Consider the following 24,501-nt stretch of genomic DNA (forward strand, 5'->3'; position numbering starts at 1 on the left):
CGATGCCATGGGGTTCCTCGCACACCTTCCCTGGGGAAAACCCCACCCGAACCCCACCCGCCCCACCGCGCCCGCGTCCCGGCCCGACGGATCACCGGCGTCCGGCATCCGGCACGACTGCTTACCGTGGCCTTATCAGGGCCTAGACTCCCGTGCGTACAGATCGTCGAACGGGCAGATCGGGCAGGGAGCGAGGGGCGGACGTGCCGGAGACGACGACAGTGTCGACCGCGTCGACCGGACTTGCCGCGGCGGACTACTTCGAGGGTTACTCGGTCGTGGGACTGCTCGCCGTCATCGGCGTGCTGTTCGTCGCGATCGCCTTCGGCGCGGGCCGACTGCTGCGGCCGGTCGTACCGACGCCGGAGAAGCTGCTCACGTACGAATGCGGCGTCGACCCCGTCGGCGAGGGCTGGGCCCACACCCAGGTCCGCTACTACGTGTACGCCTTCCTCTATGTGATCTTCGCCGTGGACTCGATCTTCCTGTTCCCCTGGGCGACGGTGTTCGCCGCGGACGGATACGGCGCGACGACGCTCGTCGAGATGTTCATCTTCCTCGGCTTCCTGGCCGTGGGACTGCTCTACGCGTACAAGAAGGGGGTCCTGACATGGACGTGAGCCCCGCCCCCGTGGACCTGCCGGAGCCGAAGCGGCTCGGCGTCCTCTCCCGCCTCGCGCCGGAGCCGATGAAGGTGGTCCTGAACTGGGGCCGCCGCTACAGCCTCTGGGTGTTCAACTTCGGCCTGGCCTGCTGCGCGATCGAGTTCATCGCCGCGTCGATGGCCCGGCACGACTTCATCCGGCTCGGTGTGATCCCGTTCGCGCCGGGCCCCCGCCAGGCCGACCTGATGATCGTCTCCGGCACGGTGACGGACAAGATGGCGCCGGCCGTCAAGCGGCTCTACGAGCAGATGCCGGAGCCGAAGTACGTGATCTCGTTCGGCGCCTGCTCGAACTGCGGCGGCCCGTACTGGGACTCGTACTCCGTCACCAAGGGCGTCGACCAGATCATCCCCGTCGACGTGTACGTGCCCGGCTGCCCGCCGCGGCCCGAGGCGCTGCTCCAGGGCATCCTCAAGCTCCAGGAGAAGATCGCCCGCGAGAGCCTGGGGGAGCGGTACAGCACGCCGTCCGTGGCGCAGCTGACCAGCGACCTCGTGGCCCCGCCGAAGCCGGGCGGTGGTGACGCGTGAGCGCCGACCCGGAGCGGTACGACGGCCTCCCGGAGACCGTCACCGACGTCTTCGGCCCCGGGGCGACGGCCGAGCGGGCGTACGACCTGTTGACCGTCGACGTCCCCGCCGACGCCTGGATCGCCGCGCTGACGACCGCGCGGGACGAGCTGGGCTGCACGTTCTTCGACTGGCTGAGCGCCGTCGACGAGCCCGGCGCCGGTTTCCGGGTCTGCGCGCACGTCGCCGCCCTGGAGGGCGGCCGGGTGCGCAGGCTCCTGCTGCGGACGACCGTGCCGCACGACGCGGCGACGCTGCCGACCGCGGTGGACGTGTACGCGGGGGCGGCCTGGCACGAGCGCGAGACGTACGAGATGTTCGGCGTGACCTTCACGGGCCACCCCAACCTGGTGCACCTGCTGCTCCCCGAGACCTTTGAGGGCCACCCGCTGCGCAAGGACTTCGTCCTCGCGGCGCGGGTCGCGAAGGCGTGGCCGGGTGCGAAGGAGCCGGGGGAGTCCGAGCACGGAGGGCCGAAGCGGCGCCAGATGCTCCCGCCCGGCGTCCCCGACCCGAACGAGTGGGGTCCGCTCAAGGGCCAGCTCCCGCCCGCCCCGGAACGCCCGGCCCGCGGCGCCCGCGCGGCCGCGGCCGGCGACCGCCCGGTCCGCCGTACCCGCACGGCGAGCGAGGGCTCGGCCGGCCAGGCGGCCCCCGAGCCCGCGACCGAGGCGGGCGCCTCCGCCGCGCGTCCGCCGCGCCGTACCCGTACGGCCGCGGAGGGATCGGCGAGCCAGGCGGCCCCCGAGGCGGCCGCGCCGGGTACGCCGGAGGCCGGTACCCCTGTCGCGCGTCCGCCGCGCCGCGCCCGTACGGCCGCGGAGGGATCGGCGAGCCAGGCCCCCGGCGCGCCCCCGCGCCGCAACCGCACGGCAAGCGCGGGCTCGGCGAGCCAGCGCGCGGAGGCGGACACCCCCGCCGAGGCCCCCGCCACGGACGAGCGCCCCCCCCGCCCCCGCAGCTCCGACGCCCCCTGGCACCACGCCCGCCCGGCCTTCGACGAGCCGGAGTCGGAGCCCGAAGCCCAGCCGGAGCCCGAGGCAGAGGCCAAGCCGGAGCCGCAGGCCGGGGCCCAGCCTGAGCTGCAGGCCGAGGCCCAGCCGAAGCCCGAGCCCGCCGCGGACGAGCCGTCCGGAGACGGCGCCGGCACCCAACCCGCCACCGGCGGCACCGACACCGGCCCCGAGCCCACCGCCGACGCGAAGCCTGCCGACGCCCCCGCGCCTGCGGACGGCGCCGGCACCGAACCCGCCACCGGCGGCACCGACACCGGCCCCGAGCCCACCGCCGACGCGAAGCCCGCCGACGCCCCCGCGCCCGCGGACGGCGCCGGCACCCAACCCGTCACCGGCGGCACCGAGCCCGGCCCCGAGCCCGGCCCCGAGCCCACCGCCGACGCGAAGCCTGCCGACGCCCCCGCGCCCGCGGACGGCACCGGCGCCGAACCTGTCACCGGCGGCACCGACCCCGGCCCCAGCGACGGCGCCGGCCCCGCCGACCCGCCCCTCAACCCCGACGACCCCCCGTCCCCCACCCCACCCCCCGGAGGCGATTCCGCGTGAATGACGCACTCGACGTCGTCCTCCGGCTGCTCGCCGTCTTCGTCGCCTTCCTTCTCCTGCCGCTCGTCGTCGGGCAGACCGAGCACAAGGTGATGGCGCACATGCAGGGCCGGCTCGGTCCCATGTACGCCGGCGGGTTCCACGGCTGGGCGCAGCTCGTCGCCGACGGGGTGAAGTTCGCGCAGAAGGAGGACGTGGTCCCGGCCGACGCCGACCGCCGCATCTTCCAGCTCGCGCCGGCCGTCGCTCTCCTGCCGTACCTCCTCGTGCTGGTCGCGATCCCGGTCGGCCCCGGTGACGCGGTCGGGCAGGTCGTCGACGCGGGCGTCTTCTTCGTGCTCGCCGTCATGGGCGTCGGCGTGCTCGGCAGCCTGATGGCCGGCTGGGCCTCCGCCAACAAGTTCTCGCTGCTCGGCGGCCTGCGCACGGCCGCCCAGCTGCTCGCGTACGAGCTGCCGATGCTGCTCGCCGCCGCGTCCGTCGCGATGGCCGCCGGCACGGTCTCGCTGACCGGCATCCTGGACGCCTTCGAGTGGTGGTGGCTGCCCTGGCAGATCACCGGCGCGCTCGTGTTCTTCGTCGCCGGTCTCGCCGAACTCCAGCGGCCGCCGTTCGACATGCCCGTCGCCGACTCCGAGATCATCTTCGGCGCGTACACGGAGTACACCGGACTGCGCTTCGCGCTGTTCCTGCTCGCCGAGTACGCCGGCATCGTCGTCCTCTGCGCCCTCACCACCGTCCTGTTCCTCGGCGGCTGGCACAGCCCGTTCGGCGGCGAGGGCCTCGGCTGGCTGTGGACGCTGCTCAAGACCGCCGTCCTCGCCTTCGTCGTGATCTGGCTCCGCGTCTCGTACCCGCGGCTGCGCGAGGACCAGCTGCAGAAGCTCGCCTGGACGACCCTCGTCCCGCTCGCCCTCGCGCAGATCGCGCTCACCGGCATCGTGAAGGTGGCGATCCAGTCATGACTGCGTCTCTCCCGCCCTCCCGTCCCCGCATCCCCGGCTCCGGCCTCGCCAAGGGCCTGGCCGTCACCCTCCGCACCATGACGCGCAGGTCCCACACCGCGCAGTACCCGGAGGTCCAGCCCGAACTCCCGCCGCGCAGCCGCGGCGTGATCGGGCTGTTCGAGGAGAACTGCACGGTCTGCATGCTCTGCGCCCGCGAGTGCCCGGACTGGTGCATCTACATCGACTCCCACAAGGAGACGGTCCCCGCCGCCGCCCCCGGCGGCCGCGAGCGCAGCCGCAACGTGCTCGACCGCTTCGCCATCGACTTCTCCCTCTGCATGTACTGCGGGATCTGCATCGAGGTCTGCCCCTTCGACGCGCTGTTCTGGTCGCCGGAGTTCGAGTACGCGGAGACCGACATCCACGAGCTCACCCACGAGCGCGACAAGCTGCGCGAGTGGATGTGGACCGTCCCGGAGCCCCCCGCGCTCGACCCGCGCGCGGAGGAGCCCAAGGAACTCGCGGCCGCCCGCAAGGCCGTCGAGAAGCAGGCCGCCGCGGAAGCCGCGGCGCGGGCGGACTCCGGTACGGCAGAAGGGGGAGACGCGCAGTGAACCTCGCCGCCGCCCACCCCGGCTTCCTCTCGCCCACCGGCGTCGAGATCGCCTTCGTCCTCGTCGGACTCGCCACCCTCGGCGCGGCCGTCGTCACCGTCACCACCCGCCAACTGGTGCACGCCGCCCTCTGGCTGGTCGTCGCCCTCGGCGGGCTCGCCGTCGAGTACCTGCTGCTCACCGCGGAGTTCATCGCCTGGGTGCAGGTGCTGATCTACGTCGGCTCCGTCGTCGTGCTCCTCCTCTTCGGGCTGATGCTCACCAGGGCGCCCATCGGCCGCTCCCCGGACGCCGATTCGGGCAACCGCCCGGCCGCCCTCGCGGTCGCCGTCGTCGCGGCGGCCGCCCTCGTGTGGGTGGTCGTCGACGCCTTCCGCACCACCTGGATCGACCTGGACGGACCCGTCCACGGCTCCACGAAGGTGACCGGCGAGATGCTCTTCCGCCACTGGGTGCTGCCCTTCGAGGCGCTCTCCGTCCTGCTCCTCGCCGCCCTGGTCGGCGCGATCGTGCTGTCCCGCAAGGGCGACAAGGAGGACGCGCGCTGATGCACCTCGCCTATCCCGCCGTCCTCGCCGCCCTCCTCTTCTCCGTCGGCCTGTACGGCGTCCTCGCCCGGCGCAACGCGATCCTGGTGCTGATGTCCGTCGAGCTGATGCTCAACGCGGTCAACCTCAACCTGGTCGCCTTCGACGTCTGGCTCCGCGACACCCTGCACGCCGGCCAGGCCCTGACCCTGTTCACCATCGCCATCGCCGCCGCGGAGATCGGCATCGGTCTCGCGATCGTCCTGATGGTGTACCGCAACCGCGGCACCTCGGACGTCGACCGACTGCGCGACACCAAGGAGCCCGACCAGGCCCAGGCCCCCACGGCCGGCGACGACAAGGCGGAGGCCACCGCGTGACCACCACGACCCTCGCCGTCCTCGTCCCCGTCCTCCCCTTCCTCGGCTCGCTCGCCGGCCTGCTCCTCGGCCGGACCGTGCCCGGACTCGTCCGCCCGCTGGCCGTCCTGCCGACCCTCGGCGCCGCCGTGCTCGCGGTGCTGGTCGCGGCCCGCCAGGGCGGCGGGAAGGCCGTCCAGGCGGCCACCGAACTCACCCCGACCGGCTCGGTACCGATCGACCTGGCCCTGTACATCGACGGCTTCGCCGCCCTGGTCGCCGTCGTCGTCGGCGTCGTCGCGTCCTGCGTGCAGGTCTACTCGACCGGCTACCTGCGCCACGACCCGCGCTACCCCTCGTACGCGGCGCTCGTCTCGCTCTTCACCTCCGCGATGCTGCTGGTCGTCTACTCCGGCGACCTGATGGTCCTCCTGGTCGGCTGGGAGATCATGGGCATCTGCTCGTACTTCCTGGTCGGCCACTACTGGGAGACCCCGGAGGCCCGCTCCGCCTCGCTGAAGGCCTTCCTGGTCACCAAGCTGGGCGACGTCCCCTTCCTGTTCGGTCTGTTCGCGCTCGCCGTCGACGCCGGCACCTTCCGGATCACCGGGATCCTCGGCGCCGTCGCCGCGGGCGGCCTCGACCACCCGACCCTGATCGCGCTGCTGCTGCTCGCCGGCGTCGCCGGGAAGTCCGCGCAGTTCCCGCTGCACACCTGGCTCCCCGACGCCATGGCCGGCCCCACCCCCGTCTCGGCGCTCATCCACGCCGCGACGATGGTCGCCGCCGGTATCTACTTCGTGGCCCGGCTCCTCCCGGTCTTCGCCGCCTCCGCCGCCGCGATGACCGTGCTCGCCGTGATGGCCGCGGTGACGATGGTCGGTTCGGCGCTCGCCGCGCTCGCCCAGGACGACATCAAGCGCGTCCTCGCCTACTCGACCATCGGTCAGCTCGGCTACATGGCGGGCGCGCTCGCCGTCGGCGACCGCGGCGCGGCCGTGTTCCACCTCCTCTCGCACGGCGCGTTCAAGGCCCTGCTGTTCCTCGCCGCCGGCGTCGTCATCCACGCCGCGGGCACCAACTCGCTCGCCGCGATGTCCCGCATGACCGGCCTGGCCAAGCGGGTCCCGGACGCGTACTGGACGATGACCGTCGCCCTCCTCGCGCTCGCCGCGATCCCGCCGTTCGCCGGCTTCTTCTCCAAGGAGGCCGTCCTGGTCGCCGCCGAGCACACCGCGCTCGGCGACCGCACCGTCGCCCCCGCCGGAGCCGGCTGGATCGTCCTGATCGCCGCCCTCCTCACCGCCCTCGGCACCGCCGCGTACGCGATGCGCCTCTGGCTGCTCGCCTTCCACGGCCGCAGCGCCGAGGCCCCGGACCTCCCCCAAGCTCTCGACTCCGTTCGAGCAGGGGGGACCCCCGCTCGCCAGCCGATCGCCATGAACGCCGTCCTGTGGGTGCTCGCCGTGCCCTCCCTCGGCTTCGGGCTCACCGTCGCGTACCTCGACGACTGGTTCGACGGCAACGCGCTCACTCCGACCGTCACCACGGCCGTCCTCGGCACCGGCGTCGCCCTCGTGGGCGCGGTGATCACGTACGCGGTCTGGCGCACCCTGCGCACCCACCCGCCGGTACCGGCCGGGGCCCCCGCCGCGTACGCGCCGACCGTCGCCCACCCCGACGCGGAGGCCGGCCAGGTCGAGGCGGAGGCGCTGCACCTGCCGCACCCCTCCGAGGACCCCGCCGACCCCGGCCGGCTGCTCCTCGGCCCGCTGCACCGCCACGCGGCCGTCGGCTTCCACCTCGACGCCGTCTACGACCGCCTGTTCGTCCGCCCCGTCGTCGCGGCCGCGGGCCTGGTCCGCTTCCTCGACCGCGAGGTCGTCGACACGTACGTGAACGGCGCCGGCAGCGGCACGAAGGGCCTGGGGTGGCTGGCCCGCAAGGCCCAGACCGGCAACGTGCAGACCTATCTGAGCGTGCTGCTCGCCGGTTCCGTGGTCCTGGCGGTCGCCGCCGTCGTCCTTGCCAACGTCAACGCGGGGTCGTGAGCCGAGCCGTGATCGATATCAGCGCATCCGTGATGCAGTTCCTTCTGGCGTTGATCGTCGCCGGCCCGCTCATCGGCGCCGCCGCGGCCCTCCTGCCGGCCCCGCCCGGACTGAGGGGGAAGTCGCCGGACCAGGCGGTGCTCCGCCACGGCGTGACGGTCACCGGCGTGATCCTCATCGCCGCCGTCGTCCTGGCACTCGGCTTCGACCACGACCAGCCGTCGAGGATGCAGGCCACGACGGACATCAAGTGGATCCCCGCGATCGACGTGCGGATCCACCTGGGTGTCGACGGCATCTCCCTCCCCCTTCTGGTCATGACGGCGCTGCTGACGTTCCTCTGCGCGCTGTACAGCTACTTCAAGATGCCCGCGGGGCCGTCCCCCAGGGGCTTCGTCGCGCTGCTCCTCGTCCTCGAGTCCGGCACGCTGGCGACCTTCGCCGTCCTCGATCTCGTGCTGTTCTTCCTGGCGTTCGAGATGGTGCTCGTGCCGATGTACTTCCTGATCGCCCGCTGGGGCGGCGAGGGCCGGCAGGCCGCCGCCTGGAAGTTCATCCTCTACACGCTGCTCGGTTCCGTGGTCATGCTGCTCGGCCTGCTCCTCATCGGGCTGAAGGCGGGCACGTTCGACATGGTGGCACTCGCCGCTGACAACGGCCGCGGACTGACCACAGCCGTGCAGGTCATCGCCGTTCTGGCGATCGGACTCGGCCTCGCCGTGAAGACCCCGATGTGGCCGCTGCACAGCTGGCTCCCCGACGCCCACACCGCCGCCCCGACGGTCGGCTCCGTCCTCCTCGCCGGCGTGCTGCTGAAGATGGGCACGTACGGGTTCGTGCGGATCCTGCTCCCCGTCGCCCCCGACGGGATGCGGATCTTCGCCCCGTACCTCGCCGCCTTCGCCGTCGCCGGCATCGTCTACGGTTCGCTGGCCTGCCTCGCCCTCGCACGCCCCGGCAACAAGGGCGACCTCAAGCGCCTCATCGCGTACTCGTCCGTCGGCCACATGGGCTTCGTGCTGCTCGGCATCGCCACCATGACGCCCACCGGCGTCAACGGCGCGCTGTTCGCCAACATCGCCCACGGCCTCATCACCGGCCTGCTGTTCTTCCTGGTCGGCGCGGTGAAGGACCGGTACGGCACCGCCGACCTCGACACCCTCGCCGGAGCCACCGGCGCCGCCCTCTACGGCCGCGCCCCGCGCCTCGGCGGACTGCTCGCCTTCGCCGCCGTCGCCTCCCTCGGCCTGCCCGGACTGGCCGGCTTCTGGGGCGAGATGCTGGCGCTGTTCGGCGCGTTCGAGCCCGCCGAGGGCCTCAGCCGCCCCGCGTTCCTCACGTTCATGGCCATCGGCGGCTTCGGCACCCTGCTCACCGCCGCGTACCTGCTCATGGTCGTCCGCCGCGTCTGCATGGGCGCCGCGCGGCCCGCGGGCGAACCGGAGCTCGCCGACGTCCAGGGGTACGAGTTCGCCGCCTGGACCCCGCTCGCCGTCCTCACCGTCGTCGCCGGGCTCTGGCCCGCGGTCCTCCTCGGCCTCACCGACCCGGCCGTGCAGCAGCTCCTCGCCGGAGGCAAGCAGTGACCCTCACCCCCCTCGCGGGAGCCGACACGAGCGGCGTGACCGCCGCCGACGCGAGCCTCGTCCAGTCCGTCGACTGGCTCGCGATCGCGCCGCCCACCCTCGTCGCCGTCGTCGGCCTCGTGGTCCTCGTCGCCGACCTGTTCCTGCCGCCGCGGCGCAAGCAGCTGCTCGGCTGGACCGCGATCGCCGGCCTGGTCGCCTCGATCGCCCTCCTGGTCCCGCTGCGCAAGGGCGACCGCTCGACCTTCTGTCTCACCACCGACGTCCAGGCCTGCAGCTACACCGCCGACCGCTTCACCCTGGTCATCCAGCTCCTGGTGCTCGGCGGCGCCCTGCTGACCGCGCTGCTCTCCCTCACCGAGACCGAGGAGCGCCTGCCGGCCGGCGAGTACTGGTTCCTGCTGCTCTCCTCGGCCGCCGGCGCGGCGCTGCTGCCCGCCTCCCGCGACCTCGCCACCCTCGTCGTCGCCCTCGAAGTGGCCTCGCTGCCCGCGTTCGCGCTGGTCGGCCTGCGCCGCGGGGACCGCATGTCGAGCGAGGCGGCGCTGAAGTTCTTCCTCTCCTCGGTCACCGCCACCGCCGTCACCCTGCTCGGCGTCAGCTTCGTGTACGCCGCGACCGGGACCCTCCACCTGACCGAACTGGCGCACCTGCTCGACGACGTCCCGGCGCAGCTGGACGTCCTCGCCCAGACCGGCGTCGTGCTCACCCTGGTCGGCTTCGCCTTCAAGACGGCCGCGGTGCCGTTCCACTTCTGGGTGCCGGACACCTACGTCGGCGCGCCGCTGCCGGTCGCCGCGTACCTCTCCGTCGTCGGCAAGGCGGTGGGTTTCACCGGCCTGATCCTGGTGACGGTCGTGGCGTTCCCCACGTACGCGGACGTGTGGGGCCCGGCCCTGGCGGTGCTGGCCGCCCTGACCATGACCGTCGGCAACGTGGCCGCGGTGCGCCAGGCCGCGGACCGGCCCTGGAGCGCGGTCCGGCTGCTCGCCTGGTCGTCCGTCGCGCAGGCCGGCTACCTGCTGGTGCCGATCGCGTCGGCCGCGTACTCCAGCGACGACCAGATCGGCGCGACCGTCGCGTACGCGCTGATGTACGCCGTCGTGAACCTGGGCGCGTTCGCGGTGGTCGTCCTGGTGGGGCGTACGCACCCGCAGAACCGCATCGCGGACTACCGCGGCCTGTACGCCACCCGGCCGGTCACCGCGCTGCTCCTCGGCTTCTTCCTGCTCAATCTGGCCGGACTGCCGCCCGGTATCATCGGCCTCTTCGCCAAGGTCACGGTGTTCTCCGCGGCGGTGGACGCGGGCCTCGGCTGGCTGGCCGTCGTCATGGGCGTGAACGTCGTGATCGGCCTGTACTACTACCTCCGGTGGACGGCCGTCCTGTTCCGCGCGCCCGAGGGCGAGCCGGTCCGGCACCGGGTCCCGGCCCCCGTGACCGCGGCGATCGTGCTGGCTGCCGTCGCGGGCGTCGTGCTCTCGGGCTGGCCCCAGTTCGCGCTCCGCTTCGCGGCGACCAGCCTCTTCTGACCCCCACACCCCCCACACCCCCCACAGGGAAACGCACCAAGGAGCAGTGCCGTGCTGAACGGTTTCAAGGACTTCATACTTCGCGGCAACGTCGTCTCGATGGCCATCGGTCTGGCCGTCGGCTCGGCGTTCACGGCCGTCGTCACCGGCTTCAGCAAGGCGTTCATCACCCCGCTCATCGGTCTGGCCACGGGCTCCGTCGGCGACTTCAGCGAGGCGAAGTTCACCATCGGCAAGACGATCTTCCCGTACGGCCTGGCCATCTCCGCCGCCATCGCCTTCGTGATCACCGCCGCCGTCCTCTACTTCTGCATCGTGGTCCCCATGACCAAGGTCCAGGAGCGGTTCGCGAAGGAGGAGGCGCAGGTCGCCGAGCACGAGAAGCGCGACTGCCCGTCCTGCTTCAGCGAGATCCGGGCGATCGCCACCCGCTGCGCCCACTGCACCAGCGTGGTCGAGCCGGTCGGCCCGGCGCCGGCGAGCGCCGACCTGGACAAGACCCCGGTCCCGGCCCAGCGCTAGGGCCCGACCGGCGGACCAGGGCCGGACAGGCCCTGGTCTCCGTCACCCGCTCGGCCCACAGACGCCCCGCCCGCGCCCCGTACGGCCCGGGGAACCCGGACCTCCCGCCTGGCGTTGACCAGTACGGGAGGGTCCACTGGAGAGTGGATCCGCATCCAGCAAAGGGTTCCCCTGCCGCACCACCTGGAGGGCGTACCGTGCACCGCCGGCACAACGGGCTGAGGACCGCCGTCCTCCTCGGAGGGCTCTCCGCCCTCATCATCGTCATCGGCGGCCTCTTCGGCCGTACGGGTCTGATCATCGCCGTCGTCGTGGCCCTCGGCACGAACGCGTACGCGTACTGGAACAGCGACAAGCTGGCGCTGCGGGCCATGCGGGCCCGCCCGGTCAGCGAGTTCGAGGCCCCGGCCCTGTACCGGATGGTGCGGGACCTCTCCACGCAGGCGCGGCAGCCGATGCCCCGGCTGTACATCTCGCCCACCCAGGCCCCCAACGCCTTCGCGACCGGCCGGAACCCGCGGAACGCGGCGGTCTGCTGCACCGAGGGCATCCTGCAGATACTCGACGAGCGCGAGCTGCGCGGCGTGATCGGCCACGAGCTCAGCCATGTCTACAACCGGGACATCCTGATCTCGTCCGTGGCCGGCGCGCTCGCCTCCGTGATCATGTTCCTGGTCAACTTCGCCTGGCTCATCCCGGTCGGCCGCTCGAACGACGACGAGGGCCCCGGCCTGCTCGGCATGCTGCTGGTGATGATCCTCGGGCCGGTCGCCGCGTCGGTCATCCAGCTCGCGATCAGCCGCTCCCGGGAGTACGAGGCGGACGCCGCGGGAGCCCAGCTCACCGGCGATCCGCTGGCACTGGCGAGCGCCCTGCGCAAGCTGGAGGCGGGCACGAAGCAGCTGCCGCTGCCGCCCGAGCCGCGGATCGAGACGGCCAGCCACATGATGATCGCGAACCCGTTCCGCCCCGGCCAGGGCTTCTCCCGGCTGTTCTCGACGCATCCGCCGATGGCGGAGCGCATCGCCCGACTCGAGGAGATGGCAGGTCGCCGCTCATGAAGACCCTCCTGAACATCATCTGGCTCGTGCTCTGCGGCTTCTGGATGTTCCTCGCCTACCTGCTGGCGGGCCTCCTGCTCTGCATCACGATCATCGGCATCCCCTTCGGCGTGGCGGCCTTCCGGATCGGCCTCTTCGCCCTGTGGCCCTTCGGGCGCAGGGTCGTGGAGCAGCCCGGCGCGGGTGCCCCGTCCTGCGTCGGCAACGTGCTCTGGCTGGTCCTGGCGGGCTGGTGGCTGACGCTCGGCCACATCACGACCGGTATCGCGCTCTGCCTGACGATCATCGGCATTCCGCTGGGCATCGCGAACTTCAAGCTGATCCCGGTCTCGCTGCTGCCGCTGGGCAAGGAGATCGTGCGAACGGACGAGCCCTTCGGCGGCAGCTGGAGCTGACCGGCGGACCGGCGGCCGGCTGATCGGCCTGCTGGGCCGCCCCCGGCCTGCTGGGGCGCCCCGGGCCTCAGCGCTCCTGCCGGCGGCCCCCGGTCACCCCGTACGCGACCGCCCCGGCCGCCACCACGGCCGATCCCGCCGCCACCGACGTCCAGGGCAGGGAGAAGGCCAGAGCGGCGCAGCCGGCGAGGCCGACGGCCGCCAGGTAGCGGGCGCGGACGTCCAGGGTCCAGGCCGAGGCGTTGGCGATGCCGTAGTAGAGCAGCACGCCGAAGGACGAGAAGCCGATCGCGCCGCGTACGTCCGCCGTCGCCGCCACCACGGCCACCACCGCGCCCACCGCCAGTTCCGCCCGGTGCGGCACCTGGAAGCGGGGGTGGACGGCCGCCAGGACGGCCGGCAGATGGCCGTCGCGGGCCATCGCCAGGGTCGTACGGGACACGCCGAGGATCAGCGCCAGCAGCGAGCCCAGCGCGGCGACCGCCGCGCCCACCCGGACGACCGGCACCAGCCAGTCCGCGCCCGCCGCCCGTGCCGCGTCCGAGAGCGGCGCCCCGGAGGCGGCCAGGCCCTCCGGCCCGAGGACCGCGAGGACGGCCGCGGCGACCGCCGCGTACACCACCAGCGCGATGCCCAGCGCGAGCGGCACCGCGCGCGGGATCGTCCGCGCCGGGTCGCGCACCTCCTCGCCGAGGGTCGTGATCCGCGCGTACCCGGCGAAGGCGAAGAACAGCAGCCCGGCCGCCTGGAGCACGCCGCCCGCCGAGGCGTCCGCGCCCACCGCCAGCCGTCCGGCGTCCCCGGCCCCGAAGGACACGGCGACGACCGCCGCGAGGACTGCGAGGACCGCCGCCACGATCGCCCGGGTGAGCAGCGCGGACTTCTGGACGCCGGTGTAGTTCAGGGCGGTCAGCGCGACCACCGCCGCGACGGCCACCGCATGCGCCTGCTCCGGCCAGACGTACGCGCCGACCGTCAGCGCCATCGCCGCGCAGGAGGCCGTCTTGCCGACGACGAACGCCCAGCCCGCCAGGTACCCCCAGAACGGCCCCAGCCGCTCGCGCCCGTACACGTACGTGCCGCCCGACGCCGGGTACCGCGCCGCGAGCCGCGCCGAGGCCATGGCGTTGCAGTAGGCGACGAGGCCCGCGACGGCGAGCGCGGGCAGCAGGGCCGAGCCGGCCGCCCCGGCCGCCGGGCCGAGCGCCACGAAGATGCCCGCGCCGACCATCGACCCGAGCCCGATGACGACGGCGTCGAAGACCCCGAGCGTGCGACGCAGTTCCTGTGCCATGCGGGGCAGAGTACGGGCCTCTGACGAACACCCGACAACGGCCTCGGCAACCACGGCCGGGGCCGGGGGCGTCATTCAGGTCATGACCATCATCGGCTGGATCGTCCTGGGCCTGCTCGCCGGCGTCATCGCCAAGATCCTCATGCCCGGCCGTGACCCGGGCGGCCTCATCGGCACGACCGTCATCGGCATCGTCGGCGCGTTCGTCGGCGGCTGGCTCTCGGCCCGCTTCCTGGACCGCCCGATCGACGCGGACTTCTACGACGGCGCGACGTGGATATCGGCCATCGGCGGCTCGCTGGTGCTGCTGATCGCGTACCGCGTCTTCTTCGGCCACTCGCGCGGGCGCTGACCGGAGGGGTCCGGGGGTTTACATCCCCGTCTCCCGCAGAGTGATGTTGAGCCGCCCGCGCAGCCCCAGTCCGGGCGGCGCGGTCCCGGCGTGCACCTTGGGCACGCCGTGGTACGCAAACCTCGACGCGCCGCCGAAGACGAACAGATCACCGGAGACCAACTCCACGTCGGTGTAAGGCTTTCCGCGCGTCTCGGTGTTCCCGAAGCGGAACACGCAGGTGTCGCCCAGACTGAGCGACACGACGGGCGCGTCGGTGCGCTCGTCCTTGTCCTGATGCATGCCCATGGAGGCACCGGCGCCGGCGTCGTAGTAGTTCACGAAGGCGGCGTCAGGCGCGTAACCGGAATGTTCCCCGTACGCCTCGGCAACGGCACGACGCCCCAACGCGACGAGCCAGTCGGGCAGTTCGACGTCGACATCCCGCCCGTACCGATACGGCTCCCAGCGCCGCCCGAGCCCGAGCGACTGCACCGACATCACGCCGCCGCCCGGCAGCACGATGTGCCGATACGGCACGGGCCCCCGCCCCCACTCCCGGCAGGCGGCGACCAACTCCCGCTGTCGCGCGGCCGGAAGCCACCCGGGCACGTGCACGGCCCCGGGCGCGACGACGGCCCGCTCGCGCGGGAAGAGGCCGTCCACGGCTAGAGCGAGCCGCCTTCGAGCGCCAGCAGCCGCTCCTTGCGCTCCAGCCCGGCCGCGTACCCGCGCAGGGCCCCGTCCGCGCCGATCACCCGGTGGCAGGGCCGTACGACGAGCAGCGGATTGCGCCCGATCGCGGTACCGACCGCCCGCACGCCGGCCCCGGAGGAGCCGACCTGCCGGGCGATGTCCCCGTACGAGACGGTGGTCCCGTACGGAATGTCCTCCAGCGCCTTCCAGACCCGCCGTTGGAACTCCGTCCCGCTCTGCGCGAACGGGACGTCGAACCGTGTCCGCCGCCCGGCGAAGTACTCGTCGAGCTGCCCGGCGACCTCCGTGAACGCCTCCGGCGCGAGCCGCCACCCGTCCCGCACCTCGGCGCCGCCCTTCTGCCCCGGCAGCGACACCGAGTCGAGCACGGTCCGCCCGTCGACACCGCCCCGCCCGACGAGCAGCAGCACCCCGAGGGGCGAGTCGACACGAGCGTAAAGAGCATCGACACCACTCATGGCTCCTCCTCTCCAGGCACCCAGTCTGTGCGGCCGAGACCGACGAAACCGGCGGTTTTCAGACGCGGAAGCGCGGGACCTGCCGTCCTACCGATAGTTCACGAACTGCAGCGCGAAGTCGAAGTCCTTGCCCTTGAGCAGCGAGATCACGGTCTGCAGATCGTCCCGGCTCTTCGAGCTGACCCGCAGCTCGTCGCCCTGCACCTGCGCCTTGACGCCCTTCGGGCCCTCGTCGCGGATGACCTTGGCGACCTTCTTCGCGTTGTCCTGGGAGATGCCCTCCTGGATCGTCGCGAAGATCTTGTACTCCTTGCCCGACAGCTGCGGCTCGCCGGTCTCCAGCGCCTTCAGCGAGATCCCCCGCTTGATCAGCTTGGACTGGAAGACGTCGAGGATGGCCTTGACCCGGTCCTCGCCGTTCGCCTGCATGACGATCTTCTCGCCCGACCACTCGATCGAGGCGTTGGTCCCCTTGAAGTCGTAGCGCTGGGAGATCTCCTTGCCGGTCTGGTTGAGGGCGTTGTCGACCTCCTGCCGCTCGACCTTGGAGACGATGTCGAAACTGGAGTCGGCCATGACGTGTGGCTCCTTGCGTCGATGCCATCGCGCGTGCGCGGGGGTACGTGTGGTTACACCCCAAAGCCTAGCCACCCGCCCCGCCCCGAACCGCTGATCAATCCGGTGGCGAAGCACCCCCGGGCATCGGGTATCGTTTACGTCGTTGCCACGGAACACCGCCGAAAAGCGGCTCCGACCGGCGACATCCCATGGCGGTGTGCCCGAGTGGCCAATGGGAGCGGACTGTAAATCCGTCGGCTTAGCCTACCCAGGTTCGAATCCTGGCGCCGCCACGCGATAGAAACGGCCCCTGATCTGCGGAAACGCGATCAGGGGCCGTTCTGCTGTGCAAGTGGCGCAGGGCAGGACTGTCTCACGCTGTCTCGCTCGATCACGCTCTCTCTCAGCGTGTCTGGACGGAGCGTGGACGGCGGTCCGGGGCTCACCTGCACGGACGGCCGGAGGGGTGACTCAGGAGGAGCCGGACCCGGCCGCGTGGTGCTGGTTGAGCCGGGCGGAGATCTTGGCGTTGGCCGCCTCATCCCCACCCTTCAGGAACTTCGCGTACACCCGGAAGAGAACCCCGGTGCTGTGGCCGGCGCGCTGCGCCACGAGCTGTGGCTCCACACCCGAGCTGAGCCACGTCGAGACGGCCGCGTGACGAAGGTCATAAGGCCGCTTGGCCAGCTTCGTCGCCCGCTCGGAGGGCGTCAGCGCGTCCTCACGGGCGTGCGCCCAGACTTCGCCGTAGCCGCTCTCCTGCACCATGCCGCCGCGAGCCGTACGGAACAGCCGGCCGTCCGCGTGCGTGCCGTACAGCGTGACGTGCCACCGGAGCATCGCCACCAGCTCGGGCGGGATCGGCACGTACCGGACCGTCTTCCGCGTCCGGTGCTTGAGGCCGCGCCGGTCGTGCGCCTCGCCAGTGTCCGTCCAGGAGCTCCCGGAGCGTGCTCGGCTCTCTCGGAGCCGGAGCAGGCCCCAGCCCCGGCGGGGAAGGTCGCAGTCCTGGAGACGGAGCCCCACGAGCTCGCCGGGTCGAGCGGCCGAGTAGTAGATGCACCCGAAGAACGCTTCCAGGTGCTTACCGCGGCTGCCCTGCTTCCGTACGGCGGCCAGGAGCGCGGCGGCCCGCTGGGGGTCCGGTACGCACTCCGGGTCCACCTGTTCCTCCACGCGCTCGGGTGCCTTCCACTTCACCGCGGGGAGAGGGTTCTCCGCCAGCAGCTCGGCGTCTACGGCGAAGCCGAGGGCCTGGTGGAAGATGGCACGCTTCCGGGCGATGACCGACCCGGACGACGTCTTGCCGTCCAGGCGGCGCGAGCACGCGTCCAGAGCCCTCCGTACGAGCATCCGATCCGAGAGAGCCGAGGTGGCCACGGACTTCCGTTCCACCCAGGCGAGCAGCGCGGCCACGTCGGCCGGCGGCTCCTCCTTCCAGCGGTGCACGTTGAAGCCCCAGGTGTAGAGCGCGCGACGCACGGCCTTGTGGTCGGCCATGCCCTTGGTGTCCTTCACCAGGGCGAGGGTCACTGTGGCCATGGCCTCGGCGAGGTTCCGGCGAGTGGAGGCGGGGGAGTGGTCCCACTTCAGTTGCACATAGTTCCTGGCGTGCTGGTACCAGGTGATGTCCTTCGCCCTCTGCACCATCGACTTCGGCAGCCCGCTGTCGACGTCCCACGGCTCACCCTCACGAGCGGCCGTGACGAACTGGGCGCGCCGGCTCTCGGCGAGCCCGCGGGTCAGGAAGGACTCGGAGTGGGGTCGGGTGCCCACCTGCCAGCGGAGCTGGAACGGCTTGCGGTACGGCCGCTTGCGGATGCTCCAGATCCGCACGGTGTAGCTCCACTCGGTCACGCGGTCTCCAACTCGTTCAGAAAGTTGTCCAGGGTGCTGCGGCGCACGCGCAGGTGTCCGTTGGGGAGGCGCTTCACCTCGGGGCCGTAGCCGCGGTTCCGCCAGCGGTACCAAGTGGCCCGGGTGATGCCGATCTCGTCGAGAACGTCGGTCAGGGGCAGCCACTCGTCAGCCGGCGGCCGACGGCGGCGGGTGCGGGACGTCATCGGGTGGCCTCCTTCTGGTCCGATGCGGAGCCGGACAGCTCGGACAGTTCGAGCGCGGACTGTCCGGAGTTTTCGTGCTGGTCAGGAGTGGTGCTGGGACAGTTGGATGCCCCTCCGGCGGCCTGCGCCCGGCTTTGGGTGTCCGGGGCGTACCGGCCGCCGGGGCGGGGTGCCGCAGAAACCGCAGAATCCGCAGAAACCTGCGAATCCGGGGTCTGACCTGCGGCATTGGGGGTGCTGGGGTGGTTGCCGCAAAAATCGCGGGAATCGCCGCAGAAATAGGCGGCGGGGCCCGGGGCCCGGCCCTGCCGGGGCAGGGCCGGGATTTGTGCGGTGGTTTCGCGGATTTTTGCGGCAGCCGGGCCGACCGGCCGTTTCCGCAGGTGAGCACGTGTGCACGGGGTTTTCTGCGGATTCTGCGGTTTGCGCGGCGGGGGGCCCGTGCGCGGGCGGGCGTACACGCTCACGTCTTGGCCTCACGCACGCGGGGGTGGATGAGGTACCGGGGGGGCCGGCGGGCGGCCCCGCTTGCCCGTGCGGGGCGGGGTCTCGCTGCGGAGGTAGCCGTGTTCCTCCAGGACGGCGGCGACCGGCTCCAGTTCGGCGATAGTGGGGAACTCGGAGCGAGAGAGCTTGGCGAAGAGGTCGCGACGGCTGACGCTCTCCCAACCGTTGTCCTCCAGGACGGACAGCAGAGTGCGTGCCCGCGCCAACGTGGCGTCGGCGCCCATGAGGTCGAAGACGGTCAGGGCGTGGGCGGCGAAGTAGTCGGCCAGTTCGATCGCGGCGTTCATCGTGGCTGCGGTGATGGGGGTGTTGGTGCCGCCGTCGATGTGCTCGGCGAGGTGGAGCAGACCGGCGATCCGGGCCGTGGCTCCGACAAGCTTCCCGGCCCACTTCCCGATGTGCCCGAGACGTCCGCCCTTGGTCCGAAGCTGGGGCTCCAGTCGTTCGGCGTAGGCCATCAGCGCGGCGTCCGCTTCGGGGCCGACCTGGACCACCAAGGGGTCGGTCCAGTCCGCGAGTTTGAGCGTGAGGGCGTAGACGTTGCGCTCGTACGTCGCCGCGACTGCGGCGGGGACGGGGTCTGGGTTGATCTTCCGGAAGCCGACCAGCGATTCGGGCAGGCAGTACAGGAAGCGGGCGAGCAGGCCGCGGCCGTCGAAGCCGCGGTTCTTGCCGATGTCTTCCAGGACGCTCGGCTGGACGGCGAGCCCCATGGTGAGCGCGGGGGCCTCGATGAACTCCTGACGGCTCCGGCGGTCGACGCGCAGCCGGTCGCCGGCATGCCCCTTGAGGAAGACCTCCATGTTCGCCGTGCCGGAGTAGCGCCCGGCGATGATGTCGAAGATGCCGCCCTCGGCGGACATGACCGCGAGCCTGCCGCCCTGCTCGGCGAGCAGCGTGGTGACGGTCTCGGGGGTGGCGTCGTCGGCGAGGAGCCGGGGGCGCGGCGGCACGGTCAGGGACTCGGCGGTCTGGGCGAGGCCGATGGCCTCGGCCACCAGGTTGTCCCGCTCGGGTCCCTCGGCCTTGGCCGCCTGGGCGGCGGCCTTGTCTGCTGCCTCGCGGGCCATGCGGGCGGTGACTTCTGCCTCCACGATCGTGAGGTTCGAGCCCTCCACGAGGGAGTTCTCCGCCTCGTACAGCGGTGCGGTCATGGCGGCGAAGACGGCGGACTTCCGGTTGGCCGGGCCGAGGGCGGCGACGACGAACAGGTTCGTGGGCTCGCGCCACCGGCCGCGGACGTGGACAACGGCCCGGCCGCCGGCCGCCGTGGCGAGGACGGAGAGAGCGAGGACTCCCGCGAGATCCACGGGGGTCTGGGTCTCTTCGGCGACCGCGACCACGAATTCTGAGACCCAGCCGGGAAGCTTGTGGACGGGGAACGGCGGCAGCTTCGGCTGCCGGGCGAGCGGGATCGGCTCCGGCCACGCGGCCGGGACTGTGCCGGCACCGAGGGCGAGAGCGTCGCGGAGGTCGTCCTCGGTCGCCTCGGGCGACATGCCCGCCTGGACGATGCGCGTACCGACCTCGATGCTCCGGCGGCGCCTGGCGAGGTCACGCACGATCTCGGCGTAGTAGGTGGCATTGGCCGCGGACGGTACGGCCTGGATGAGGGTGTGGAGGTAGGGCCGGCCACCCGCCCGGGTCAGTTCTCCGGTCTGCTCCAGATAGTGCCCGAGGGTGATCGGGTCCACGGGCTGCCCTTGGGCGTGCAGGGCGAGGATCGCGCGGTGGATCGTCTCGTGTGCGGGCACGTAGTGGTCGCCCGGGTCCATCGCGCCGTTAACGTCCACGATGACGCTGGGGGCGAGCATGAGCGCGCCGACGACGGCCTGTTCCGCCTCACGGTCGTGCGGGGCCATGCTCTCCACACCGCCGGGGCCGCTGTGCAGCGGCACCACGGGGGCGTACTGCCCATCTACGGGCAAGGCTGTCATGCTGGTGTTCTCCTGTTTCTGTCGAAGGGACGGAGAGCCGAGGCGGCCGCGGTCTTTGGAGAGAGGCGGCCGCCTCGGGCGTAGCTACTGCCGGGTGATCCAGTGGGCGTATTCCTGGCGGACGTAGCCGCGGGGGTCCGCGAGGGCCCTGGGGTGCTCGGGCCAGTACGGGGCACCGTGGTAGTCGCCGTCGCCGTCGCGATCGATGTCCAGGAGCCTGAGGGCGGCCGTGAGGGCGATCTCGTCGGCGTCGGTGTGCACGCTGGCGTTGTTGTCGTCCAGCGCGATGCGATCGAGGACGGCGGCCTTTCGGAGCCAGAACTCCCGTCCGAGCAGCGCGAAGGTGGGACGGCCCACGGCTTCGCTGGCGGTCCAGCCGATCTCGCTGACGATGCTCGGGGCCTTGGCATACGCACGCTCCGGCGTCGGCCAGGTCTCGGACGGCGGGCGGTGGTCAGCGGTCACGTAGAGCCGGGTCCGCTGGCCGTCGCGGGTGGGGTGCTTGCGTACGGCACCGGTCATGAAGACGCTGCGGAGAGCGGCGGTGACGCGGTCGGTGTCGGCGGGGTCGCAGATGATGCGGATCTCGAACATTCAGTTCTCCTTGGCGTCTTCGGCGTCGGCGGCCATGTCGTCGATCTGGATGAGCAGTTCGCCGAGCTGGCGGCGGGTGATGTCGCGGCTGTAGGTCTCCGGCAGCCATCCGCCGTTGTCCCAGCGCATTTCGACGGTGACGATCTCGTTCGGGTCGATGTCCACGTCAGTTCTCCTTTGCGGTCTCGATGGCGGGGAGTTCGGGCAGTCCGGCGCGGGTGAGGACGTGGGGGTCGAAGCCGGGGAGCGCCGCGCGGGCGGTCATGGCCTCGGCGAGCGCGGTGGCGTACGCGCTGGTCTCGCGGGCCACTTCGACCTGGGTCCGGGCCCTCAGCGCCTCAAGGCGCTCGGTGTGCGCGTGGTCCTCGCGGCGCTCGATAGTGCGCCGTGCGTAGGCGACCGTCTCGCGGCGGTCGGTGCGCCAGTAGCGGGCGGCGAGCCCGTAGGCAATGGCAGTGGCGAGCGCCCAGAGCAACAGCGGGAGGGAGAGGTCGTCGGCGTATCCGGCGACCCCGGCGAGGGCGAGGCCGCCGGAGGCGGCGAACGCGGTTCCGGCGAGGACTCCGTCTCCGTTGCGTCCGGCGGAGGCGAACGCGCCGGCCGTCGCCGCGCCCGCGGCGAGGACGGTCATCAGGGCGGCGTTGCCGATGGAGTGCTCGGCGCCGTTGGCGTTCCAGATCCGGCCGAGGATCAGCACCGTGGACGTGGCGACCGCCGGGGCGGCCTTGGGCAGCGCGTGGGCGAGCCAGTGGCGGTGGATGAGGGGTTCGTTCATGGCCGGGTCCTCCTAGTCGGCGATGTCGGAGACGAACGTGGCGGTGGACTTCACGAGGTTCGTGATGGGCTCGTACGCGCCGGTCCCGGCGGCGAAGAAGCCGAAGAGGAACAGCACCGTGGCGGCCGCGCCTCCGGCGGCCTTGGTCTTGACCGCGAAGGCGGAGGCGACGGCGAAGAGGAGGACGGCGGAAATCTCGAAGTTCATGGCAGGGCTCCTGAGTTGGGTCAGCGGGTGCCGTCGCGGTGGATGCGGGCGGCGCGGTTGTAGAGCCAGCGGCCGGCGCGTATGCGGATGCCGTTGCCCTTGCAGCGGCGGCACGTCTTGCCGCGCTTGGGCTTGCCCTTGCGGTCGTGCTTCAGGGCGAAGCCGAGCCCGGTGCACTTGCGGCAGGTGCCGAACGGGCTGGCCGCACACAGAGACGCGTAACCAAGCGTGACGGCGAGCAGGCAGGCGATAGCAAGGGCGATGGGGGTCATCAGAGCCCTCCCGGGGCGGTTTCCAGGGTTTTCGCAGGTGGGGTGCTATGCACTAGATCGCTGATGAGAGCGCTTTTGGGTCGCTAGCGGGGGTGCTACCGGTAGCAGGTGCCCCTGCTACCGGTAGCGGCCCGATAGGGCTATGCGGCGCCCCGGTTCTTGTCACGCTCCGCAATCGTCTTGGTGAGGTCGGCGCGGACGATGCCGCGCCGGGTGGTGCGGGCTCCGTCGTCCGAAGTTCCGGCGACGTCGCGGGTCTTGATGCTGTGCGGCTTGAGCGCGGAGGTGACGTTCTCGCCCTTCCAGCCGCCGTAGACCTCCGGCCGCAGCTCCGCGAGCCGCAGCGCGATCCGCTCGTTCCACACCCGCTCCTCGCTCTCGGGCACGACGGCGGCGATGTCTGCGAGCAGGTCGTAGGACGGGCCCTTGGCCTGCTCGGTGTCCTCTCCGAGCGCGTGGCCGGACAGGGTGCCTTCGGCCTTGCGCAGTGCGAGGGCGCGCTGGGCGATGGCGTTGGTGGCCGGGTCGTCCAGGTAGGCGGTTCGCACCACGACGGGGAGGGTGGTGGCGCCCTTGAGGTAGCCGTTACCGGCGTCGATCTCGGGTCGGAACTGCGTGGCGCGGACACCGTTCTTGTACGAGCTGGTGCCGAGGATCATGTCGTTCTCGACCTGACCTGCGACTTTGAGGCAGAACCGGATGGACACGTTGCCGGAGATGCCCGTGGGCAGTGAGTCCTTGTCGGGCCGCTGCGTGGCGAGAACGAGCATGACTCCCAGGGCCCGTCCGAGCTTGATGATGAACTCCGCATCCTCGCCGGCCTGTCGGCCGTACTTGGGGTGGGCGAAGACGTTCTGGCACTCGTCGAAGACGGCGAGCAGCGGCCACAACTTCAGTGAGCGCTTGTCGGCGATCTGCCGGGTGACCCGCTTGTCCGGGCACAGGTCACGCGGCAGCTTCTTGATGGCCGCAGCCCTGCGCATGACCTCCTCGCGCAGCAGCGCGAGGGAGTCGGCCGCGTACTTCACCGACTCGTCGTCGATGCCGGAGACGAACCGGTGCGAGACGCATTCGAGGGAGTCCAGGTCACCGGTGCCCTTGTTCTCGTGCAGCCACAGCTCCACCGACGGGTCCAGCGCGGCCCCGCAGGCAAGCACGCGCACGGAGCTGGTCTTGCCCTGGCCGGGCAGGGAGCCGATGAGCGCGTTGTGCTGGATCATCGGCACCGACTGGGCGCGGCCGCGCGGGTCGATCCCGAACGGGATCCGCTTGAAGATGTCGTGCCGCGCGGCGTTTACGAGCTGCCACTTGACGTTGCCGGTCTTGGACAGGTCCCGGTCCCCGACCCACAGGATGAGTCGTCCCTCGTGCTCGTTCGGGTCGGCGTCCGGCCACACGCACCCGAGCGGGCGACGCAGACCCGACGCGAGCCGCGCGCGGCGGTCGGCGACGTCGGCCACGGTGACACCGAGCGGGAGGTCGATGTCCGCCCGCCAGCCGGGCCCTTCGCGGGTGATCGGGGCGGCGAACTTGATGCCGTCCTGCCCCTTGGCGACCGCGGAGGCGATCTGCCCGATCCCGATCGACGCCATGGCCTTGACCACGATGTCGCTGGTGAGCTTCTGCACCTCGGTCTTGATGACCGCCCGAGTCGACAGCGGCGCATCCGCCGGCGCACCGACCCAGCCGAACCCGAGCACGGCCGCCGCGGCGGCGATGATCTGCGTCAACGGCTGGGCGCCGTAGACGAGGTAGAGCACGGCGACCAGCGAGCCGAGCCCACCCACAGCCGTGAGGAGCATCCGCAGCCGCACCCGGCGGTCCCGCTGCTTGGACAGCTTGAGGTACAGCTCGGAGTTCTCGCGGCGGGCCTCCGCCTGGCGCAACGGTTCGCCCTCCGCGTCCACGGCCCAGCGACCGACCTTGCCGAGGGTGTTCACCACGCCGCGCGGGGCGCGCACCACGAGCTTGGGCGCGTAGAGGAACGGCACCCGCACCGCGTGGAAGGCGACGGTGTGGCCGACGTGCCCGGCGATCCAACCGGCCGCGTCCTTGAACTCCGCGCCCGACTTCATCCACACCGGGATGACGTCCAGCCGCTTGGATCCCTTGATCCGGTCCAGCAGACCCGGACCCGACTGCGTCGGCACCATCACATCGACCCGGACCGCCTCCGAGTCGACCGACGCATCGGTCAACGGGTTGCCCGACGCGAGGGGCTGGGAGTCGGCGGACGCGTCGGGCGACCCGTCGGCGCTCGGGTCGGCCGACTCGGTCCGGGCAGATCGGGCCTTGTCGAGGTCGACCACGTCGGCCCCGGCGTCGGCCGACCGGTCGGCGGCCATGTCGGCTTCGAGTCGGTTGAAGAGTTCGTTCTCGTCATCGGGGTGCTTCACTG

At 71.8% G+C, this 24,501-nt stretch carries 27 protein-coding genes and 1 tRNA gene; 15 read left to right on the forward strand and 13 right to left on the reverse strand.

Going from position 1 to position 24,501, the window contains the following annotated elements; all coding sequences use genetic code 11:
* Window positions 1–203: 203 nt before the first annotated feature.
* The 13 genes from ABZO31_RS19355 (at window position 204) to ABZO31_RS19415 (ending at window position 12,390) form a co-directional block, all read left to right on the forward strand.
* Entirely contained in the window at window positions 204–620 is a 417-nt protein-coding gene (locus ABZO31_RS19355; RefSeq protein ID WP_406862490.1) for an NADH-quinone oxidoreductase subunit A, read from the forward strand.
* Entirely contained in the window at window positions 611–1,195 is a 585-nt protein-coding gene (locus ABZO31_RS19360) for an NADH-quinone oxidoreductase subunit B (RefSeq protein WP_406862491.1), read from the forward strand. The genes ABZO31_RS19355 and ABZO31_RS19360 overlap by 10 nt, the downstream gene beginning before the upstream one ends.
* Window positions 1,192–2,796, forward strand: a complete 1,605-nt coding sequence (locus ABZO31_RS19365) for an NADH-quinone oxidoreductase subunit C (RefSeq protein ID WP_406862492.1) — start codon at window positions 1,192–1,194, stop codon at window positions 2,794–2,796. The genes ABZO31_RS19360 and ABZO31_RS19365 overlap by 4 nt, the downstream gene beginning before the upstream one ends.
* Window positions 2,793–3,761: a complex I subunit 1/NuoH family protein gene (locus ABZO31_RS19370; RefSeq protein WP_406862493.1), complete on the forward strand. Its 969-nt coding sequence runs from the start codon at window positions 2,793–2,795 to the stop codon at window positions 3,759–3,761. Before ABZO31_RS19365 ends, ABZO31_RS19370 begins: the two co-directional genes overlap by 4 nt.
* Window positions 3,758–4,357 carry a NuoI/complex I 23 kDa subunit family protein gene (locus ABZO31_RS19375; RefSeq protein ID WP_406862494.1) on the forward strand — a complete coding sequence of 200 codons (600 nt, stop codon included), beginning with the start codon at window positions 3,758–3,760 and terminating at the stop codon, window positions 4,355–4,357. Before ABZO31_RS19370 ends, ABZO31_RS19375 begins: the two co-directional genes overlap by 4 nt.
* Window positions 4,354–4,905, forward strand: a complete 552-nt coding sequence (locus ABZO31_RS19380) for an NADH-quinone oxidoreductase subunit J (RefSeq protein WP_406862495.1) — start codon at window positions 4,354–4,356, stop codon at window positions 4,903–4,905. Before ABZO31_RS19375 ends, ABZO31_RS19380 begins: the two co-directional genes overlap by 4 nt.
* On the forward strand, window positions 4,905–5,264 hold the full coding sequence (gene nuoK / locus ABZO31_RS19385; protein WP_406862496.1) for an NADH-quinone oxidoreductase subunit NuoK: 360 nt from the start codon (window positions 4,905–4,907) through the stop codon (window positions 5,262–5,264). Before ABZO31_RS19380 ends, nuoK begins: the two co-directional genes overlap by 1 nt.
* Window positions 5,261–7,294 carry an NADH-quinone oxidoreductase subunit L gene (locus tag ABZO31_RS19390; RefSeq protein ID WP_406862497.1) on the forward strand — a complete coding sequence of 678 codons (2,034 nt, stop codon included), beginning with the start codon at window positions 5,261–5,263 and terminating at the stop codon, window positions 7,292–7,294. Before nuoK ends, ABZO31_RS19390 begins: the two co-directional genes overlap by 4 nt.
* A gap of 32 nt (window positions 7,295–7,326) precedes the next feature.
* Window positions 7,327–8,880, forward strand: coding sequence for a complex I subunit 4 family protein (locus ABZO31_RS19395; RefSeq protein WP_406865408.1), 1,554 nt, complete (start codon window positions 7,327–7,329; stop codon window positions 8,878–8,880).
* Window positions 8,877–10,412, forward strand: a complete 1,536-nt coding sequence (locus ABZO31_RS19400) for an NADH-quinone oxidoreductase subunit N (protein ID WP_406862498.1) — start codon at window positions 8,877–8,879, stop codon at window positions 10,410–10,412. The genes ABZO31_RS19395 and ABZO31_RS19400 overlap by 4 nt, the downstream gene beginning before the upstream one ends.
* A gap of 51 nt (window positions 10,413–10,463) precedes the next feature.
* Window positions 10,464–10,934 (forward strand): large conductance mechanosensitive channel protein MscL, encoded by a 471-nt coding sequence (gene mscL / locus ABZO31_RS19405; RefSeq protein ID WP_406862499.1) that lies wholly within the window; start codon window positions 10,464–10,466, stop codon window positions 10,932–10,934.
* Between the two features lie 197 nt (window positions 10,935–11,131).
* Complete coding sequence (gene htpX / locus ABZO31_RS19410) at window positions 11,132–11,995, forward strand: zinc metalloprotease HtpX (protein ID WP_406862500.1); 864 nt, start codon at window positions 11,132–11,134, stop codon at window positions 11,993–11,995.
* The gene (locus tag ABZO31_RS19415) at window positions 11,992–12,390 is read left to right on the forward strand and encodes a YccF domain-containing protein (protein ID WP_406862501.1); all 399 of its coding nucleotides are present in this window, start codon (window positions 11,992–11,994) and stop codon (window positions 12,388–12,390) included. Before htpX ends, ABZO31_RS19415 begins: the two co-directional genes overlap by 4 nt.
* 67 nt (window positions 12,391–12,457) lie before the next feature.
* Here the strand turns inward: ABZO31_RS19415 and ABZO31_RS19420 are convergent, their stop codons facing one another.
* A complete protein-coding gene (locus ABZO31_RS19420) occupies window positions 12,458–13,684 on the reverse strand; it encodes an APC family permease (protein WP_406862502.1) in 1,227 nt (408 codons plus the stop codon).
* 82 nt (window positions 13,685–13,766) lie between these two features.
* Between ABZO31_RS19420 and ABZO31_RS19425 the strand changes: the two genes are divergently transcribed.
* Window positions 13,767–14,036: a GlsB/YeaQ/YmgE family stress response membrane protein gene (locus ABZO31_RS19425; RefSeq protein ID WP_406862503.1), complete on the forward strand. Its 270-nt coding sequence runs from the start codon at window positions 13,767–13,769 to the stop codon at window positions 14,034–14,036.
* Between the two features lie 18 nt (window positions 14,037–14,054).
* Here the strand turns inward: ABZO31_RS19425 and ABZO31_RS19430 are convergent, their stop codons facing one another.
* The 3 genes from ABZO31_RS19430 to ABZO31_RS19440 form a co-directional block, all read right to left on the reverse strand.
* Window positions 14,055–14,681 carry an alpha-ketoglutarate-dependent dioxygenase AlkB family protein gene (locus ABZO31_RS19430; protein WP_406862504.1) on the reverse strand — a complete coding sequence of 209 codons (627 nt, stop codon included), beginning with the start codon at window positions 14,679–14,681 and terminating at the stop codon, window positions 14,055–14,057.
* Window positions 14,682–14,683: 2 nt separating this feature from the next.
* Window positions 14,684–15,190 carry a methylated-DNA--[protein]-cysteine S-methyltransferase gene (locus ABZO31_RS19435; RefSeq protein WP_406862505.1) on the reverse strand — a complete coding sequence of 169 codons (507 nt, stop codon included), beginning with the start codon at window positions 15,188–15,190 and terminating at the stop codon, window positions 14,684–14,686.
* A gap of 87 nt (window positions 15,191–15,277) precedes the next feature.
* A complete protein-coding gene (locus ABZO31_RS19440; RefSeq protein WP_406862506.1) occupies window positions 15,278–15,766 on the reverse strand; it encodes a YajQ family cyclic di-GMP-binding protein in 489 nt (162 codons plus the stop codon).
* Between the two features lie 193 nt (window positions 15,767–15,959).
* On the opposite strand from ABZO31_RS19440, the gene ABZO31_RS19445 reads away from it, so the two are divergent.
* A tRNA-Tyr gene (locus ABZO31_RS19445) sits at window positions 15,960–16,041 on the forward strand.
* Window positions 16,042–16,219: 178 nt separating this feature from the next.
* On the opposite strand, the gene ABZO31_RS19450 is transcribed toward ABZO31_RS19445, so the two are convergent.
* The 9 genes from ABZO31_RS19450 to ABZO31_RS19490 form a co-directional block, all read right to left on the reverse strand.
* Complete coding sequence (locus ABZO31_RS19450; protein ID WP_406862507.1) at window positions 16,220–17,605, reverse strand: tyrosine-type recombinase/integrase; 1,386 nt, start codon at window positions 17,603–17,605, stop codon at window positions 16,220–16,222.
* A complete protein-coding gene (locus ABZO31_RS19455) occupies window positions 17,602–17,811 on the reverse strand; it encodes a helix-turn-helix transcriptional regulator (RefSeq protein ID WP_406862508.1) in 210 nt (69 codons plus the stop codon). The genes ABZO31_RS19450 and ABZO31_RS19455 overlap by 4 nt, the downstream gene beginning before the upstream one ends.
* 476 nt (window positions 17,812–18,287) lie before the next feature.
* Window positions 18,288–20,255, reverse strand: coding sequence for a DUF3987 domain-containing protein (locus ABZO31_RS19460; RefSeq protein WP_406862509.1), 1,968 nt, complete (start codon window positions 20,253–20,255; stop codon window positions 18,288–18,290).
* An 84-nt stretch (window positions 20,256–20,339) separates the two neighbouring features.
* The gene (locus ABZO31_RS19465; protein ID WP_406862510.1) at window positions 20,340–20,849 is read right to left on the reverse strand and encodes a hypothetical protein; all 510 of its coding nucleotides are present in this window, start codon (window positions 20,847–20,849) and stop codon (window positions 20,340–20,342) included.
* On the reverse strand, window positions 20,850–21,014 hold the full coding sequence (locus tag ABZO31_RS19470) for a hypothetical protein (protein WP_406862511.1): 165 nt from the start codon (window positions 21,012–21,014) through the stop codon (window positions 20,850–20,852). It lies immediately after the preceding gene.
* Between the two features lies 1 nt (window position 21,015).
* Complete coding sequence (locus ABZO31_RS19475) at window positions 21,016–21,624, reverse strand: hypothetical protein (protein WP_406862512.1); 609 nt, start codon at window positions 21,622–21,624, stop codon at window positions 21,016–21,018.
* A 12-nt stretch (window positions 21,625–21,636) separates the two neighbouring features.
* Window positions 21,637–21,831, reverse strand: coding sequence for a hypothetical protein (locus tag ABZO31_RS19480; protein ID WP_406862513.1), 195 nt, complete (start codon window positions 21,829–21,831; stop codon window positions 21,637–21,639).
* A 20-nt stretch (window positions 21,832–21,851) separates the two neighbouring features.
* A complete protein-coding gene (locus ABZO31_RS19485) occupies window positions 21,852–22,103 on the reverse strand; it encodes a hypothetical protein (protein WP_406862514.1) in 252 nt (83 codons plus the stop codon).
* 140 nt (window positions 22,104–22,243) lie between these two features.
* Entirely contained in the window at window positions 22,244–24,499 is a 2,256-nt protein-coding gene (locus ABZO31_RS19490; RefSeq protein ID WP_406862515.1) for a cell division protein FtsK, read from the reverse strand.
* Between the last annotated feature and the right edge of the window lie 2 nt (window positions 24,500–24,501).

Source organism: Streptomyces solicamelliae (assembly GCF_045348655.1).
GTDB lineage: Bacteria > Actinomycetota > Actinomycetes > Streptomycetales > Streptomycetaceae > Streptomyces > Streptomyces solicamelliae.

Coding starts and splice junctions, on each gene's coding strand:
- ABZO31_RS19415 (WP_406862501.1), top strand. CDS start 11,992: ATGAAGACCCTCCTGAACATCATCTGGCTCGTGCTCTGCGGCTTCTGG.
- ABZO31_RS19440 (WP_406862506.1), bottom strand. CDS start 15,766: ATGGCCGACTCCAGTTTCGACATCGTCTCCAAGGTCGAGCGGCAGGAG.
- ABZO31_RS19425 (WP_406862503.1), top strand. CDS start 13,767: ATGACCATCATCGGCTGGATCGTCCTGGGCCTGCTCGCCGGCGTCATC.
- ABZO31_RS19360 (WP_406862491.1), top strand. CDS start 611: ATGGACGTGAGCCCCGCCCCCGTGGACCTGCCGGAGCCGAAGCGGCTC.
- ABZO31_RS19375 (WP_406862494.1), top strand. CDS start 3,758: ATGACTGCGTCTCTCCCGCCCTCCCGTCCCCGCATCCCCGGCTCCGGC.
- ABZO31_RS19465 (WP_406862510.1), bottom strand. CDS start 20,849: ATGTTCGAGATCCGCATCATCTGCGACCCCGCCGACACCGACCGCGTC.
- ABZO31_RS19475 (WP_406862512.1), bottom strand. CDS start 21,624: ATGAACGAACCCCTCATCCACCGCCACTGGCTCGCCCACGCGCTGCCC.
- ABZO31_RS19460 (WP_406862509.1), bottom strand. CDS start 20,255: ATGACAGCCTTGCCCGTAGATGGGCAGTACGCCCCCGTGGTGCCGCTG.
- ABZO31_RS19435 (WP_406862505.1), bottom strand. CDS start 15,190: ATGAGTGGTGTCGATGCTCTTTACGCTCGTGTCGACTCGCCCCTCGGG.
- ABZO31_RS19485 (WP_406862514.1), bottom strand. CDS start 22,103: ATGACCCCCATCGCCCTTGCTATCGCCTGCCTGCTCGCCGTCACGCTT.
- ABZO31_RS19420 (WP_406862502.1), bottom strand. CDS start 13,684: ATGGCACAGGAACTGCGTCGCACGCTCGGGGTCTTCGACGCCGTCGTC.
- ABZO31_RS19395 (WP_406865408.1), top strand. CDS start 7,327: ATGCAGTTCCTTCTGGCGTTGATCGTCGCCGGCCCGCTCATCGGCGCC.
- nuoK (WP_406862496.1), top strand. CDS start 4,905: ATGCACCTCGCCTATCCCGCCGTCCTCGCCGCCCTCCTCTTCTCCGTC.
- ABZO31_RS19455 (WP_406862508.1), bottom strand. CDS start 17,811: ATGACGTCCCGCACCCGCCGCCGTCGGCCGCCGGCTGACGAGTGGCTG.
- ABZO31_RS19480 (WP_406862513.1), bottom strand. CDS start 21,831: ATGAACTTCGAGATTTCCGCCGTCCTCCTCTTCGCCGTCGCCTCCGCC.